This window comes from Maribacter litoralis, from assembly GCF_003075045.1.
In the GTDB taxonomy this organism is placed as follows: Bacteria; Bacteroidota; Bacteroidia; order Flavobacteriales; family Flavobacteriaceae; genus Maribacter; species Maribacter litoralis.
This window is the reverse complement of sequence record NZ_QCZD01000005.1, coordinates 26111-44320: the sequence shown is the minus strand read 5'-3', so window position 1 is coordinate 44320 and position 18210 is coordinate 26111. Positions and strand designations below refer to the sequence as shown.

The following is an 18210-nucleotide window of genomic DNA, read 5'->3' as shown; positions in this document are numbered from 1 at the left end:
TTACCAAATTGAACTATTTTTGTACTACATGCAGTCAACCAAACATATTAGCAGTGCTCAAAATCCTTTAATCAAAAAGGTTTTACTCTTAAAGGAAAAATCTAGAGAACGCAAAAAAACCGGTCTTTTTATTTTAGAGGGATTGCGCGAATTGCAGATTGCAAGCAACGCATTGTATGATATAGATATGATATTATACTGTGAAGATATACTTGAAAACACCCAAATTCTGCAATCTTTTAATTTTGATCAATTAATATCAGTAAGTGTCGACGTATATAGAAAATTGGCTTACCGAGATACTACCGAAGGTATTATAGCTATAGCCAAAAGTAAAGACCACCAATTATCATCTTTAGCGTTCGACACTGAAAATCCTTTAATATTAATTGCCGAAGCTCCCGAAAAACCAGGCAACATAGGTGCATTACTTAGAACGGCAGATGCGGCAAATCTTGATGCGGTTTTGATAGCCAACCCAAAAACAGATCTTTACAATCCCAATATTATACGATCAAGTGTAGGGTGTGTGTTCTCTAGAAATGTAAAAATGGGTACCACTACCGAGATAATTTCCTATCTAAAAAAAGAAGGCATTCAGGTTTTTTGTGCTGCCCTCTCGGCTTCTAAAGATTATACAACAGTAAGTTTTAAAGAACCTACTGCCATAGTCGTTGGTACAGAACACTCTGGGCTGAGTAATGAATGGCTACAAAATAGCACTCAGAACATCATTATACCCATGGAAGGTGAAATAGATTCGATGAATGTTTCGGTATCTGCCGCAATACTTATCTTTGAAGCAAAACGACAACGCAAATTAAACTAGAAGTTCACATACTTTTTCTACTAATGCATTCGTTTTCAAATACGCTATATGGACAAAACAATTGTATTTTATTGTATTCTATTTATTCTGATCGGGGAATTCATACTTGCCACAGTAATGAATTATTTGAACGCCAAGCGTTTTAAAGATCCCATTCCGGCAGAAGTAGCCGATGTATTTAATGCAGAAGAATATAAAAAATCACAAGCCTATAAACTTACTAATTACAAGTTCGGTATTTTTACTTCGGTATTCTCTTTATTATTAATTCTTGCATTTTTGCTTTTTGGCGGATTTGCCTGGGTAGATCATGTTGCCCAAAACCAGAGTGACAATACCATAATACAAGCATTAATTTTCTTTGGCATTATAATGATCGGTAGTGATATACTCAATCTCCCGTTCTCTTATTATCAGACCTTCGTTATTGAAGAAAAATTCGGGTTCAACAAAACAACAAAAACTACCTTTTTTATCGACAAGCTAAAACAATGGCTAATGACCATTATAGTGGGTGGATTAATACTTTCTTTGGTAATATGGTTTTTTCAATGGGCAGGCACCAATTTTTGGCTTTATACTTGGGCAGTGGTAACTGTTTTCATCTTATTCATGAATTTATTTTACAGCAAGCTTATTGTACCCTTATTCAATAAACAACAACCATTGGAAGCTGGTAGTTTAAAGAGTAAAATTGAAAGTTATGCCGCAGAGGTAGGTTTTGACCTCAAAAATATTTTTGTAATCAATGGCTCTAAACGCTCTACCAAGGCAAATGCATACTTTTCTGGTTTTGGAAAAGAAAAACGCGTTACGCTTTATGACACCTTGATCAATGATTTAGAAGAAGAGGAAATAGTGGCCGTTTTAGCACATGAAATAGGACATTATAAACGAAAACATATCATTTATAATTTGGCAGCATCCGTCCTTTTGACCGGGGTAATGCTATTGATATTATCACTCTTTATAAATAACCCGGAAGTTTCTTTAGCAATAGGTGTTGACAGACCAAGTTTTCATGCCGCATTAATAGGGTTTGGAATATTATATAGTCCGATTTCCGAAATCACTGGGTTATTAATGAATCATTTTTCAAGAAAATTTGAATACGAGGCAGATGACTATGCCAAACATACCTATGCAGCCTTACCATTGGTCGCATCTTTAAAAAAGCTATCAAAAAACAGTCTTAGCAACTTAACGCCGCATCCTGCTTACGTATTTATGCATTATTCACATCCACCGTTAATCGATCGCATACGTAATTTAAAGGCATAATTTTTGTTGTGCATCATATAAGATTATCTTATTTTTAATCTAGTATGACACAGGCAGCGATAGAAGAGGAAAACAAGCTTATAGCTCAAGAGTATAAGGAGTTACTTCGAATTAGTTATCAAACTCTAACTGATGATGATAAAAAACTAATACGAAGCGCTTTTGAGGTGGCAGTTGATGCGCATAAAACCCAACGAAGAAAATCTGGAGAAGCTTATATATTTCACCCTATAGCGGTGGCAAAAATTGTAGCCTCAGAAATAGGTCTTGATGCGGTTTCCATTGCCTCTGCCCTGCTACATGATGTTGTAGAAGATACCGAATACACCTTAGACGATATTGACCGTATGTTCGGTGAAACGGTAGCGCGCATTGTAGACGGACTCACAAAAATATCACATTTAAAAAAAGACATGAACATCTCCCAGCAAGCGGAGAATTTCAGAAAAATGCTCTTGACTTTAAATGATGATGTACGAGTTATTATCATAAAGATTGCCGACCGTTACCACAACATGCTCACTATGGATTCTATGCCAGAGCACAAGCAGGTAAAAATAGCTTCGGAAACACTTTACATTTATGCCCCACTTGCCCATAGAATAGGGCTTTACAATATTAAGACGGAGTTAGAAGATCTAAGCTTAAAATATACAGAACCAGAAGTTTACAACTCTATTAAAGATAAAATAGAGGATAGCAAAGAAGATCAGCAAGCATACATAGATGCTTTTTCTGGCACTATAGATAATTCACTTAAAAAAGAAGGACTCAATTACATCATAAAAGGGAGGATGAAATCTATCTTCTCTATGCGTAAAAAGATGATTGCGCAAAATGTAACATTTGAGGAAATCTATGACAAATTTGCTATTAGAATTATTTATAAATCCGATTTACAAAATGAGAAGTTTCTCGCTTGGAAAATTTATTCCATAGTAACGGATCACTTTACCCCCAACCCTGTTAGATTAAGAGATTGGATATCCTCGCCTAAATCCACCGGATACGAAGCTTTACACATCACCGTTATGGGACCAAAAGGTAAATGGGTAGAGGTTCAAATTAGAAGTGAAAGAATGCACGAAATTGCCGAAAAGGGTTATGCAGCGCATTTTAAATACAAGCACGGAGATCAAAAAGAACAAGGTATAGAGGTTTGGTTAAACAAACTTCAAGAAGCGCTTGAGAACGCAAATACAAATGCCGTAGATTTTGTTGAGGAATTTAAACTCAACCTATATTCAAAAGAAATATTCGTATTTACCCCTAAAGGAGAGTTAAAGTCATTACCAAAAGGAGCTACACCGTTAGATTTCTCATTCAACATTCATACAGAAGTTGGTATGCGCACCCGGGGAGCCAAGGTAAATGGTAAATTGGTTCCTTTAAACACCACACTTTCAAGTGGAGATCAAGTAGAGATCATAACATCTGACCAAGCAAAACCCAATCAAAACTGGTTAGATTACGCAACAACAGCTAGAGCACGTGCTAAAATTAAATCTGTTCTTAGAGAAGAGAAAAAAGCTGTTGCAGAAGATGGTAAAGAGATTTTACGTAGAAAACTAAAATCACAAAAAATTTCGCTCAACGAAGACTCCATCAACAAAATGGTGACCTTCTTTAAGCTAAAAACCAGTTTAGATTTATTTTACCGTGTAGGTATTGGCTCCATTGACAATGCCATGATCAAAGACTTTGCTTCCTCCTATAGCAATGCATTCATTAGTTTCTTTAAGAATAGAATGCGTAAAACACCAGCACCAGAGGATATCAACAAAGATGAGATTACCTCTAAATATGACATGTTGGTCTTTGGTAAAGAGGAAGAAAAGTTGGAGTACAAACTATCACAATGTTGTAATCCTATACCCGGTGATGATGTATTTGGTTTTGTAAGTGTATCTGAAGGTATAAAGGTTCACAAAAAAAATTGCCCCAATGCCATTTCATTACAATCTAATTATGCGTATAGAATTATAAGTGCTAAGTGGATAGATTCTTCTCAACAAGAATACCAAGCGGATATTGTAATGACAGGTATTGATAATTTAGGTCTTGTAAGTGATATTACCGAAGTTATTTCTGATATTATGCACGTTAATATGCGTAATTTAAATTTCAGTACCGATGGCGGCACCTTTAAAGGAAAGATTACCGTAGTGGTCAAAAATAAAGCAGTATTGAAAAAGTTGACCGATAATCTTATGAACATCAACGGTATTGATAAAGTTACTCGTATTTAGAAAAAGGAAATTAAAATTTAACTGTACCTTTGTGCATTAATGCAGTAAATATGTCTTCTGATAAAAATCAAGAAATTGTAAAAAACGTCTTCACTACCTTTTTAGAGGACAAAGGACATAGAAAAACACCCGAACGCTACGCTATTCTACAAGAAATTTACGAAAGTGACGAGCATTTTGATATAGAGTCTCTCTACATTAAAATGAAGAATAAAAACTATCGTGTTAGTAGGGCAACTCTCTATAACACCATTGAACTTCTATTGGATTGCAAATTGGTTCGTAAGCATCAATTTGGTAAAAACCAGGCGCAATATGAAAAATCATATTTTGATCGCCAACACGATCATGTGATTTTAACCGACACTGGTGAAGTAATGGAGTTTTGTGATCCTAGAATACAGTCTATCAAAAAAACAATTGAAGAAGTTTTTGATATTAAGATAAATACACATTCCCTATATTTTTACGGGACCAAAAATACTCCTGCTAAAGATGCAGGCAAAAAAGAAACAAAATAGAACTAACCAAGTATATAATATTTAGATGGCAGTAGATTTATTGTTAGGCCTGCAATGGGGTGACGAAGGAAAAGGTAAAATTGTTGACGTTTTAACCGAAAATTATGACATTATTGCTCGCTTTCAAGGCGGACCAAATGCCGGTCATACTTTAGAATTTGATGGAATTAAGCATGTTTTACACACCATTCCTTCAGGAATTTTTCATAAAAATGCGGTAAACGTAGTAGGTAACGGGGTGGTTATAGACCCAGTTATTTTCAAGAAAGAATTAGATGCATTGAAGAAATTCAAATTAGATGTAAAATCTAAGTTGTTCATTTCTAGAAAAGCGCATTTAATCTTACCTACCCACCGTTTACTTGATGCAGCCTCCGAAGCATCAAAAGGAAAGGCAAAAATAGGATCTACCTTAAAAGGTATTGGCCCTACTTACATGGACAAGACCGGAAGAAACGGTATGCGTGTGGGTGATTTAGAACTAAGTGATTGGAAAGAAAAATACCGTAGCCTAGCCAATAAGCACGAAGCTATGATCAATTTCTACGATGTAGATATTCAATATGACTTGGCAGAACTTGAAGCAGATTTTTTCAAAGCTGTTGAAGAACTTAAGACATTAACGTTCATTGATAGTGAAGAATATTTATATCAAGCACAAAAAGCGGGTAAAAAAATATTGGCAGAAGGTGCTCAAGGTTCATTATTGGATATTGATTTTGGCACATACCCATTTGTAACCTCATCGAATACAACCGCCGCCGGCGCTTGTACAGGTTTAGGTGTTGCCCCTAATCAAATCGGAGAGGTAAAAGGTATTTTCAAAGCATATACCACAAGAGTTGGTAGCGGTCCTTTTCCAACAGAGCTTTTTGACGAAGATGGCGAAACTATGGGTCGTGTAGGTAATGAGTTTGGAGCCACTACTGGAAGACCAAGACGTTGTGGTTGGTTAGATTTGGTAGCTTTGAAATATGCGGTTCGCGTAAACGGAGTTACTGAACTGATGATGATGAAAGGCGATGTTCTTAGCGGATTTGAAAAACTAAAAGTTTGTACTGCTTACAACTATAAAGGAGAACAAATAGAGCATTTCCCTTATAATATTGAAGCTGAAAATGTTACTCCCGTTTACTCGGAAATGGATGGTTGGAAAGAAGATTTGACTAAAATGACTTCTGCCGATCAATTACCAAAAGCATTAAATGCATATATAGAATTTTTAGAGAAGGAATTAGAAGTGCCGATTAAAATTGTTTCTGTTGGTCCAGATAGAACACAGACAATCTTAAGATAGACATTAAGCGACCAGAATAGGTTGTTCAACTTTCAAGAATGGCGATATAGGGAAATACCTTTATCGCCATTCTTTTTTTTTGTATTTTCAAGCTTGTGCAAAATTTACATTTTACACATCAACAACAACTTAACGACAACTCAACAAATGAAAAAAACCACCTACTCAACCTTGTTTTTTTTTCTTGTATTGGCGACAGCTTGCAAAACAGAAAAAAAAGACAAAGCTGATGAACAAACCGTTACCCAACAAGAAACCGAAAGCGAATGGATAACCCTTTTTGATGGTACAACTACAAAAGGCTGGCGCGCTTATAATGGCAAAGAACTACCGCCAGGTTGGATCGTAAAAGACGGAGAACTACAATTTGACACAGAATTAGGTAAGGAGCAAGATTACACCGGCGGCACAGATATTATTTATGGCGCAGAGGAGTTCGATAATTTTGAACTCTATGTAGAGTGGAAATTACCAAAAGGAGGCAATAGCGGCATTTTCTATCATTTAAAAGAAGGATACGATAGTCCACCAGAAGTTGCGCCAGAATACCAATTGATAGATGATGAAAACTATGCCAGCATCCACAATCTTACCGATTACAATTTAAGTTTAGGGTATACGGACAAACCCGAAGAGCTAAAACCTTTACAACAAACTGCATCAGACTATGCCATGCATGCTGCAGATCCAGAGGGCAAAATATTGCATCCGGTGGGCGAATGGAACACTACTAGAATCATCTTCACTCCAGAACAGGTAGAACATTGGCTAAACGGAAAAAAAGTAGTTTCCTTTGTGCCATGGGATGAAGCTTGGTACGAAAAAAAGAATTCCGATAAATGGAAGAACAGTGAAGATTATGGCAAGTATAAAACTGGCTATATCGGTTTTCAAGATCACTCTAGCCCTATCTGGTTCAGAAACATTAAAATAAAAAAACTTTAACCACCACACCAATGAATAAAAGAGACTTTTTAAAAAACGCTGCGGCATTGTCCACATTTGTATTATTACCATCTGGACTTTGGTCTTGCAAGAAAGAAGCGAAAAAATTAACCAGATTAAGAACTGCTCATATTGGTGTTGGCAACATGGGTGCCGAAGATTTAAAAGCGATTTCATCACATAGCAAAGTAGATGTTACCGCCCTTTGTGATGTTGATGCCAACAATTTGGCAGCAGCAAAAGAATTGCATCCAAATGCAAAAACATATACCGACTACAGAGTTATGTTAAAAGAAATGGGCGATGATATCGATGCTGTAGTGGTTTCTACACCAGATCACACCCATGCACCCGCTTCAATGATGGCCATGGAGATGGACAAACCGGTATATTGCCAAAAACCATTGACCCATTATGTATCTGAAGCAAGGGCCATGAACAAACTTGCAGCGGAAAAAGGACTAGTTACTCAAATGGGTATACAGGTACATTCATTTTATGATTATAAGTTAGCTACCTTATTAATACAATCGGGTATAATTGGCAAAGTACATACCGTACGTGCCTGGTCTCCTAAAGACTGGGGATATGACGGACCGGAGCCTTCAGGTTCCGACCCTGTTCCAGAATCATTAGATTGGAATCTATGGTTAGGCACCTCAGCAAAAAGACCGTATAAAGAAGGTTTTTACCACCCAGGAAATTGGCGAAAATTGGTAGATTATGGCTGTGGAACATTAGGTGATATGGGAGTTCATATTTTTGATACACCGTATAATGCTTTGGCGTTACAAGTTCCTAAAACCATTAAAAATGAATGTAGGGAACCAAACGGCTTTGGTTTTCCACAAAACAATGTAGTTACCTATGAATTTCCACAAACGGAATATACTACAGAAACATTAAAGTGGGTTTGGTATGACGGACCCGGTGCACCAAAAGACCATGAAGATTTAATTTTACCAGGGTCAGATAAAGTAGCCTCAACAGAAGACAACTCTAAAGACAGCATGGAAGATAAAATGTCACTGGAGACTAAAACTGCAGACGAAGGAACATTACCAGACCAAGGTGCTATGTTCATTGGTGAAAAAGGGAGATTGCTACTACCACATTTTATGCAGCTGCCTAAAAAAATAGTAGATGGCAAATATGTTGACATTTCAGCAGAAATAGAAGCAGTGGAAAAAGCGAACAACATGGGCAAACCTATTCGAGATTATGAATCTGAAGGTCCAAAGCACTACCATCAATTTGTAGATGCGTGCTTGGGCACAGATGAAACCACCGCTCCTTTTTCATATGCATCTAGACTTACAGAAACCATTTTGTTAGGTGTTATAGCCGGCAGGTTTCCAAACCAAGTGTTACACTGGGATAGTGAAAATGCCAAATTTGCCGAAGAAGAAGCCAATGCTTTTTTAGAAGGTGATTATAGAAATTTCTAATTTCCAATTAAATATCACAAAAACCACTTTCGAGTGGTTTTTTTATATCTATTTTTAAAAGAACAGACCACAAACAACAAAATCAAAAATGTCAAAAAGCTTCACCATTGCTTTTAGATTCGCCCTCCTATCTATTGGCATTCTAATAGCGCAAAGCTGCTCAGATAGCAAAGAGCCAATAATTCAAATAAAGCCTCATAATTCGATTGTACTGATCGGAAACAATCTAGGGTCTAGAATGATGAATTATGGTAGTTTGGAAACAGAATTACATCTACGGTATCCAAAAGACTCCCTCTTTATACGAAATATGTCCGATGCCGGTGACACTCCCGGTTTTCGACCACATTCTGGCCGAGTATCTCCATGGGCTTTCCCGGGAGCAGAAAAATTTCAAACAGAACTTGCCCAAAATTCTGGTAGTGAAGGAGAATTTGAAACTCCAGATGAATGGTTAACTCGACTTAACGCCGATATAATTTTAGCTTTTTTCGGTTATAACGAATCATTTGAAGGTGCTGAGGGCTTAGAAAATTATAAGGAAGAACTAGATGCATTTATAAAGCACTCGGTTAAACAAAAATACAACGGCACCTCTACCCCACAACTAGTTCTTATTTCTCCCATTGCCTTTGAAGATTTATCCGATCATATAGATGTACCTAATGGAATTTCGGAAAACCAAAACCTGAAATTATATACCGATGCAATGAGCGAAGTTGCTGCCGCAAACAACATACCTTTTATTAATGTTTATAATCCGTCGAAAAAATGGTTTAAAAATACCGATGAAGACTACACCATAGACGGTTCGCAAATGAACAAATTAGGATATGACACTTTTGCTAAATTTTTAGCCGATGAGCTTACGGGAAACAAACCTATAGAGCATGAAAACAAAAGAATTGCAATTAACGAAGCTGTACAAGAAAAAAATTTCTATTGGCACAACGATTATAAAATACCAAATGGTGTTCATGTATTTGGCAGAAGGCATGCTCCCTATGGTCCAGATAATTATCCGTATGAAATTAAAAAAACTAGGGAGCTAACGGCTATTAGAGATTCTGCCATATGGGCAACTGCACAGGGTATAGAATATGATATAGATTCTGCCGATGCGCTAACAAGCAAGCTACCACCTGTAGCTACCAATTATAATTTAGTAGAAGGCCATGGAGACTTAAAGTACAAATATGGTAAAGAAGCCTTAAAAACCTTAACCGTACCAAAAGGGTATAAAGTAGAATTGTTTGCCTCTGAAAAGGAATTCACCAATTTAGCCAACCCAGCGCAAATATCTTTTGACAATAAAGGGAGGTTATGGGTGGCCACATTACCCTCGTACCCGCATTACAAACCTGGTGACGCCAAACCAAATGATAAAATCATTATTCTGGAGGATACCGATAATGACGGTAAGGCAGATAAGGAAACCGTTTTTGCCGATAATCTACATTTACCAATTGGATTTGAGTTTGCTCCTGAAGGGGTGTATGTAAGTCAAGGTACTACCCTAAAATTATTTTCAGATACAGATGGTGATGACAAAGCCGATAAAATTGAAACTGTTTTAAGTGGTTTTGACGATCACGATACGCATCATGCCATTTCAGCTTTTTGTGCAGACCCTTCCGGTGCGTTTTATATGTCTGAAGGTTTATTTCTTCATACTAACGTCGAAACTTCATATGGAACCGTTCGTGCTACCAATGGTGGATTTTACAGATATAATCCGCAACGTAAACATTTAGAGCGCACCCTTCAAGTTTCCATTCCTAATCCTTGGGGTATTGCGGTCGATGATTGGGGGCAAGATTTCTTTTTACATACTTCTGGACCCAAGGTCAATTGGATGATGCCAAGTTCCTTAAAGCCCATCTACGGAATTTCATCGCCGTTAACCGAAGAATTAATTGAAGAAGCGCACCGGGTTAGACCAACATCCGGTTTAGAGTTTATTTCAAGCAGCCACTTCCCCAGCGAGGTTCAAGGTGATATGCTGTTGGCAAACTCCATTGGTTTTCTCGGTTTAAAACAACATCAAATGTTGGAAAAAGGAACAGGTTACACCACTAAACATCGCCAAGACTTAATTACTAGTACCGACCCAAATTTTAGACCTGTTGAACTTGAATTTGCACCAGACGGTTCTCTTTATCTTGTGGATTGGCACAACGTATTAATCGGTCATATGCAACATAATGCCCGTGATCCTTTACGCGATCACGCACATGGCAGAATTTACAGAATTACATACCCATCAAGGCCTTTGGTAGAACCTGCACAAATAGACGGCGCATCAATAGCTCAATTATTTGAGAATTTGAAGCTGCCAGAGTACAGAACCCGCTATAGAACAAGAAGGGAATTAAGAGGCAGAAACACCGAAGAAGTTTTAGATTATTTAAACATTTGGATCACCGGTCTAGATGAAAACGACCCCAATTATGAACATCATAAATTAGAAGGTCTATGGGTTTCTTGGGGAATGAACAAGGTAGACAAACCATTATTAGAAACATTGTTAACATCTAAAGACCATAGAGTTCGTGCTGCTGCCGTAAGAGTTGTACGGTATATGGGGCACCAACTGAACAACGCACAAGAATTACTGAAAAATGCGGCAAGCGACAAGCATGGCAGGGTAAGATTGGAAGCTATTACCGCGGCATCATGGTTACCACAAGCAAAAGGGCTGGAAATTTTAAATGTTGCCAGAAATCACCCATTGGACGAATGGATGCTTGATGCATTTAATTTTGCAGAAACAAGATTAACGGGTAACTTTCTAGAGGAAGCAAAAGAAGAAATTTTAGCATCACACTTAAAGGGAGCTGATTTAGAAGTTTTTACCAAAGGAAAAAAGATTTATGAAACCGAAGGTTACTGTGTAACTTGTCACCAAGAAAGTGGTACAGGTTTACAAAAAGCAGGATACCCAACTTTAGTAGGTCAAGAATGGGTTTTAGGTGATGAAGAACGATTGATAAAGTTAGCCTTACACGGGCTTTACGGACCTATGAATATAATGGGCAACCATTATGAAGGTCAAGTACCCATGATGGCTTTTAAGGGGTTGTTAAAAGATGATGAAATTGCTGCCGTACTTACTTATGTTAGAAATTCATTTGGTAATAAAGCATCGGTCATTGACCCAAACAAAGTAAAAGAAGTGCGGGAGGCGACCAAAGATCGTAACAGTTTTTATACGGCAGATGAATTACTAAAAGAACATCCGATGAAATAATCAACTTAAAAAAAACAACTATGAAAATTAGATATCTATCTATTTTATTTCTAATCATACTTACGGCTTGTGGTGAAAAGACAAATGAAAAGAAAGTGCCAGTCTCTGAAGAACAGAAAGTTCCGCATATCGTTTTTGTCACAGGTGAAGAAGAATATAGATCAGAAGAATCTTTTCCCATGTTAGCGAAATTGGCAAAAAGAGAATTAGGGGCAAAAGTATCCATTGCCTACTCCATTGATAGTTTGGGCTATATAGACCCAAATAGATCTGACCACATCTCTGGCTTAGAAGCATTGGAAAGTGCAGATTTAATGGTCGTATTCATGCGTTTTAGAAATTTACCTAAAAAAGAACGCGATTATATTACCAATTACGTAGAATCGGGAAAACCAATTGTAGGTTTTAGAACGACCACCCATGCATTTAAATATGATAATGATTCCACACTTGCTGCATTTAATGAAGAATGGCCTGCAAAAGTTTTTGGTCAGCAATGGATTACCCACCATGGTCACTTTGATGACGGTAAGTATCCTGTTACAACTATTAGCATTAAAGACGGTAAAGAAGAAAACCCTATTTTAAATGGTTTTTCTGAATTTGAAGCATATTCGTGGTTATATCATGTAGATGGTGGCGATTGGCAACTACAGGGCGATAGCGAACCTATTTTAATGGGACATTCCACTAAATCTCAACACGAAATAAATGGTAAGCTAGACCAATTCTCTTTAGACAATCCTGTAGCTTGGACAAAAAGTTACACAGGAACATCGGGCAAGACCGGAAGAGTATTCTTTACCACCTTAGGGCATCCTTACGATTTTAAACTTCCTGTTATGCGAAAGATTGCCATGAATGGTATTTATTGGGCATTGGGCAAAGAAGACCGTATTCCGGAAGAAGGTGTAAACGTTACTCTAGAAACTCCTTTTTCACCCAACAACTCAGGTTTTGGGCAAAAATTTAAAAAGAAACAAGAACCAATAACTAATTTCTAAGCATGGCATTAACTCGAAAAAATTTCATCAAAACAAGTGGACTAGGTGTATTGGCATTAGGTACATCGTCTTTCACGTCAGTTCAAAACATTACCAACGATGCAGATTTGAATGACCATAAGCTTAATATTGGCTTAGCTTCATATACTTTAAGAAAATATAGTTTAGATGAATTAATTGATATTACAGAGCGCTTAGGTTTAAAAGATGTAGCTTTTAAAAGTTTTCATTTACCATATGAGGCAGACAAAAAAGAGCTCACCTATATTCATGAAAAAGTTACCGCTAGAGGTCTTAACCTATATGGTGGCGGCGTCATTTACATGAAGTCAGAACAAGATGTTGAAACCTATTTTACCTACGCACATAATGCAGGTTTACCTATGATTATTGGCGCACCAGAACATAATTTATTGCCTTTGGTAGAGCAAAAGGTAAAAGAGACAAATGTAAAACTAGCTATACATAATCACGGTCCGGAAGACAAAATCTTTCCTTCACCAAAAAGTGTTTACGACAATATAAAAGGATTAGATGATAGAATTGGTCTATGTATAGATGTAGGCCACACCTTTAGATTAGGTCTAGATCCAGCAGCAGAACTTATAAAATACCAAGACAAATTATTTGATGTACATATTAAGGATATCGACGCTCCGGTAGCTGACGGAGAAAAAACGGTATTGGGTCATGGTAAAATTGACATACCATCCATTTTAAGTGCCCTAAAGAAAATAAAATATGCCGGCATAGTTGCTATTGAGTATGAAAAAGATGCTAATCATGCTATTTATGGTCTTTCTGAATCTGTTGGGTATATAAGGGGCGTATTAAAAATATTATCATAGCTAAAAAACGTTTTGTACTATCTTACTTCAAAAGAATATTTTAAATTAAAGACACTTTTAAGCAACCAAAATGTCAAAAGTATCTTAACCTTGGCAAGGCTCCTTTAAAATATCCTATTTTTGAAAAAATTTTTAGGTTGAAAAAGATTTATTTAGTTGTTCTTTTGTTCTTTGCATGTTCTCTTTTCGGTTTTGCCCAACAAGACAATAATGAAGAAGAACCCAAGCAAATCAATATTGTCTACGGTGCCAACTTCACAAAAAACGAAGCTGAATACCCAGGTGCCTCTATCTTTAGTAAAGATACCCGCCAAGTGCAATTTGAACATCAAGGTGCAGATTTATGGTGCGATGTTGCCATTTATTATCAATTAGAAAATCGATTAGAAGCAATTGGTAATGTCATTTTAAAACAGGGCGATTCTATAGAAATGACCAGTAAAAAAATCAACTATTTAGGTGACGTAAAACTGGCAAAGGCTTGGGGCAATGTTGTTCTTACCAATTCTGACATGACCTTAAGAACCGACACACTACGTTTAGATCGTGTAAAACAAGAAGCATTTTATCAAGATAATGGTACCGTAGTAGATTCTGCCAACACACTTACCAGCAAGATTGGCAAGTATTTTATGGAACTTAAAAAGTATCAGTTTTTAGATAGCGTACATATTGATAATCCTAAATACACGGTAGATTCTGAACAACTAGATTATTATCAAACATCTAAAAATGCCTACATGTACGGTCCGTCAACCATAAACGGAGAAACGTATAAAATTTATTGTGAAAGAGGATTTTATGATACCAAGGTAGAAACCGGTTACGGCATTAAAAATACACGCATAGATTATAATAATCGAATTATCGAAGGTGACAGTGTGTATTTCAATAAAGCACAAGAATTTGCTTCGGCCACCAATAACATTACTGTTACCGATACAATTAACAAAGGTATTATCAGAGCCCATTACGCCGAAGTATTTAAAGCCAAAGATTCTGTCTTTGCAACTAGAAGAGCTGTTTCTATCTCTGTTCAAGAAAGAGATTCGCTCTATGTTCATGGAGATACGTTAATGGTCACCGGTAAACCCGAAGAGCGAATTCTAAGAGCATTTAGAAATGCCAAATTCTACAAAACAGATTTAAGCGGTAAATGCGACAGTATACATTCAGAACAAAAAACAGGTATTACCCAATTAATTAAAAACCCTATTATTTGGAACGGTGCCAATCAAATGACCGGTGATAGCATTCACTTAAAATCGAATTTGGAAACCGAAAAACTAGACTCGTTAAAAGTTCTAAAAAACGCCTTCATTATTTCTTTGGACAGTGTTAGTATGACCGGGTACAACCAAGCAAAGGGAATAAACCTGTTTGGTAAATTCATAGATAACGAGCTAAAACTGATAGACTTGGTTAAAAATACAGAGGTTATTTATTATATGTATAATGATGACGATGAACTTATTGGTATAGATAAAACGGTTTGTAGTAAGATCCGTATTACCATGGTTGATAATGATATTGAAGACCTTACGTTTTATACCGACCCAGATGGCGATATATTTCCTGAAAAAGACCTGCCGGAAAATAGCAGAAGATTAAAGGGCTTTGTTTGGCGGGGCGATGAGCGCATACTTACAAAAGAGGATATTTTTGATGAGGATGATAACAATTTAGAACTTGTAGTCATTAATGGTATAGATAACCCAATAGATATAGATGCCGAAGAGCAACAACGTAGCCAAAACGAATCTGACCCTATCAATAATATTTCTACCAATAATAAAGCTACAGACCCTAAGAAATCCATAACACCAAAAAAGGAGAATTAGAAGTTTAGATGAACAAAGACTTTCTAAAATACCAGGCACAAACTTCCCCTTACCCTTTAGGTATGGAAGTATCTCATGCCAAAGGCAGTTATATTTATGATACCGATGGCAACCAACATTTAGATTTTGTTGCAGGTGTTTCGGCGTGTACCCTTGGTCATTGTCACCCGCAAGTTATTGACGCTATAAAAAATCAGGCAGAAAAATACATGCACGTAATGGTATATGGTGAATACGCGCAATCACCAGCAACCGAGTATGCAAAATTACTTGCCGATCAGCTACCCACTTCGTTAGAGGTCACCTACTTGGTCAATTCTGGCACCGAAGCTATTGAAGGGGCATTGAAGTTAGCAAGAAGATATACAGGAAGATCAGAAATTATTGCCGCAAAATCTGCCTATCACGGTAATACCATGGGCAGTTTAAGTTTAATGGATTTTGAAGAGCGCAAGAGTGTTTTTCGACCATTATTACCAGATGTTTACCATATAAAATTCAATAACGAGGATGATTTAGAAAAAATTACGACTAAAACTGCCTGTGTAATACTGGAAACCATACAAGGTGGCGCCGGATTCATTCTTCCAAAAAATGGTTATTTAAAAAAAGTAAAAGAAAGGTGTTCAGAAGTTGGAGCGTTATTTATATTAGATGAAATTCAACCTGGTTTTGGCAGAACTGGTAAGCTTTTCGCCTTTGAACATTACAATTGTATACCAGACATATTGGTAATCGGCAAAGGTATGGCGTCGGGTTTGCCTGTAGGTGCTTTTACAGCAAGCAAAGATATAATGCATACGCTCAGTGAAAACCCAAAAATGGGGCATATTACCACATTTGGCGGCAACCCGGTTATTGCCGCTTCAAGTTTGGCAACATTAAATGTATTGCTTAATTCTTCGTTGATTGCCGACACTTTAAAAAAGGAACAACTGTTTAAGAATCTTTTGAAACATACCAAAATAAAGGAGGTTAGAGGTAAAGGGCTCATGTTGGCACTTATAATGGATTCGCCGGAAACGGCAAATGAATTGGTGCTAAGGGCAAAAGATAAACACCTTATATTATTTTGGTTGTTATTCGAAAATAGAGCCGTTCGTATATCACCTCCAATAACCATATCCGAATTAGAAATAAAAGAAGGTTGCGCTATTATTTTAGCCCTTCTTAACTCCATGTAAATCAATGTTGTTAACTAATTTGTTAATAATATAGATTGGCACAACGCCTGAAACACCTTACAAACACTTACTTTTAATATATCTTGTAAAACTAAATAGTGCCTATGGCGTTAGAATCTAACGAGAGACCGGATAAGCCAATTACAAAATTTGAATCGATGTTGAAGACAGATGATGTCTACTTCTTTGATGCCGAAGATTTTGAAGATATTGTACACCACTACCTAAATCATGGTAAAATTTCCTTGGCAAAAAAAGGAATTAAAATTGGTCTACAACAACATCCAGGTTCAATTGAACTTAAATTGTTACAGGTAGAGGTTATGGTTTTTGAAAACCAAATGGAAAAAGCCGAAGCCCTTTTAGATGAATTACAACTTTTAGACAATCATAACGAGGAAATCTACATTCAACGGGCAAACATCCTATCTAAACTTGATAATCACGAAGGCGCAATAGAGCTTTTGCAAAAAGCGCTAAGTATAACCAATAATAGTTTTGATGTTTATAGTCTTTTGGGCATGGAGTATTTGTTCATGGACAACTTCGATAGTGCCAAAGAGAGTTTTATGAAATGTGTTGAGTTCGATGAACAAGATTACTCATCACTATACAACGTAGTATATTGTTTTGAATTTTTAAAAGACTACGAAGGTGCCATTGTTTATTTAAATGGATATTTAGAGAAAAACCCGTATTGCGAGGTGGCATGGCATCAATTGGGCAAACAGTACTATTATAAAGAAATGTATACCGAAGCTTTAACAGCTTTTGATTTTGCCATTATCTCAGACGATTCATTTATAGGGGCTTATTTTGAAAAAGGTAAAGTTCTTGAAAAATTAGGTCGTTACAAGGAAGCTATTGAAAACTACGAAACTACCATATCTATTGAGGATCCTACTTCACATGCATTTTTAAGAATAGGTAAATGCTATGAAAAACTAAAGGATACCGATATGGCAAAATACTATTTCTACCAGACCGTACATGAAGATCCTTTACTGGATAAAGGTTGGTTGGCCATTACAAATCTTTATTATAATAAAAGGGATTTTGAAAAAGCGGTGTTCTACATTAATAAAGCTTTGAATATCGACGGAGAGAACCCACAGTATTGGAAAAAATGTGCAAAAATCCACATGGCTCTTGAGAACTATGATCAAGCCGACTTTGCTTTTAAACAAGCTGTAGATTTAGGCAACTACGAACTCGATACCTGGCTAAAATGGGCAGAAGTAGTAAAGGTCAATGGTGAAACAGATGCTGCTGTTCAGATTCTTGCACAAGGAAGAGAGTTTTATCCTGAAAGCTTAAAATTGTTATATAGGTCTGTAGGTTATCTACTATTGGCAAATGACGCGATTAATGCTCGCATAATGTTGATGGATGCGTTAAAAATTGATAAAGAGCAAAAAAAATTGCACCTATTCACAGAAAATTTTCCTCAGTATGGTCAATCTGAATGGACTCAGGAAATTGTAAAAAAATACAATAAAACCAAGTAGAAAAG

General features: G+C 36.7%; 13 protein-coding genes. All 13 read left to right on the top strand.

What is annotated here, in order from left to right; genetic code table 11:
- The first annotated feature begins 28 nt into the window (after positions 1–28).
- The 13 genes from DCS95_RS17115 to DCS95_RS17055 all read left to right on the top strand — a co-directional run bounded on the left by DCS95_RS17115 (position 29) and on the right by DCS95_RS17055 (position 18205).
- The gene (locus DCS95_RS17115) at positions 29–829 is read left to right on the top strand and encodes a TrmH family RNA methyltransferase (protein ID WP_116772018.1); all 801 of its coding nucleotides are present in this window, start codon (positions 29–31) and stop codon (positions 827–829) included.
- Positions 830–877: 48 nt separating this feature from the next.
- Positions 878–2110 carry a M48 family metallopeptidase gene (locus tag DCS95_RS17110; RefSeq protein WP_116772017.1) on the top strand — a complete coding sequence of 411 codons (1233 nt, stop codon included), beginning with the start codon at positions 878–880 and terminating at the stop codon, positions 2108–2110.
- 44 nt (positions 2111–2154) lie between these two features.
- Positions 2155–4359 (top strand): RelA/SpoT family protein, encoded by a 2205-nt coding sequence (locus DCS95_RS17105; RefSeq protein WP_116772016.1) that lies wholly within the window; start codon positions 2155–2157, stop codon positions 4357–4359.
- 50 nt (positions 4360–4409) lie between these two features.
- Positions 4410–4880 carry a Fur family transcriptional regulator gene (locus DCS95_RS17100; RefSeq protein ID WP_116772015.1) on the top strand — a complete coding sequence of 157 codons (471 nt, stop codon included), beginning with the start codon at positions 4410–4412 and terminating at the stop codon, positions 4878–4880.
- 25 nt (positions 4881–4905) lie between these two features.
- Positions 4906–6177, top strand: coding sequence for an adenylosuccinate synthase (locus DCS95_RS17095; RefSeq protein WP_116772014.1), 1272 nt, complete (start codon positions 4906–4908; stop codon positions 6175–6177).
- A 147-nt stretch (positions 6178–6324) separates the two neighbouring features.
- Positions 6325–7122, top strand: coding sequence for a 3-keto-disaccharide hydrolase (locus DCS95_RS17090; protein WP_116772013.1), 798 nt, complete (start codon positions 6325–6327; stop codon positions 7120–7122).
- A gap of 146 nt (positions 7123–7268) precedes the next feature.
- Positions 7269–8570, top strand: a complete 1302-nt coding sequence (locus DCS95_RS17085; RefSeq protein WP_425269168.1) for a Gfo/Idh/MocA family protein — start codon at positions 7269–7271, stop codon at positions 8568–8570.
- Positions 8571–8658: 88 nt separating this feature from the next.
- Positions 8659–11820, top strand: coding sequence for a PVC-type heme-binding CxxCH protein (locus DCS95_RS17080; RefSeq protein WP_116772011.1), 3162 nt, complete (start codon positions 8659–8661; stop codon positions 11818–11820).
- Positions 11821–11840: 20 nt separating this feature from the next.
- Positions 11841–12824 (top strand): ThuA domain-containing protein, encoded by a 984-nt coding sequence (locus DCS95_RS17075; protein ID WP_116772010.1) that lies wholly within the window; start codon positions 11841–11843, stop codon positions 12822–12824.
- 2 nt (positions 12825–12826) lie between these two features.
- On the top strand, positions 12827–13672 hold the full coding sequence (locus DCS95_RS17070; protein ID WP_116772009.1) for a sugar phosphate isomerase/epimerase family protein: 846 nt from the start codon (positions 12827–12829) through the stop codon (positions 13670–13672).
- Positions 13673–13809: 137 nt separating this feature from the next.
- Positions 13810–15513, top strand: a complete 1704-nt coding sequence (locus tag DCS95_RS17065) for an OstA-like protein (RefSeq protein WP_425269167.1) — start codon at positions 13810–13812, stop codon at positions 15511–15513.
- Between the two features lie 8 nt (positions 15514–15521).
- Positions 15522–16697, top strand: coding sequence for an aspartate aminotransferase family protein (locus DCS95_RS17060; protein WP_116772008.1), 1176 nt, complete (start codon positions 15522–15524; stop codon positions 16695–16697).
- Between the two features lie 104 nt (positions 16698–16801).
- The gene (locus DCS95_RS17055) at positions 16802–18205 is read left to right on the top strand and encodes a tetratricopeptide repeat protein (RefSeq protein WP_116772007.1); all 1404 of its coding nucleotides are present in this window, start codon (positions 16802–16804) and stop codon (positions 18203–18205) included.
- Positions 18206–18210 lie beyond the last annotated feature (5 nt).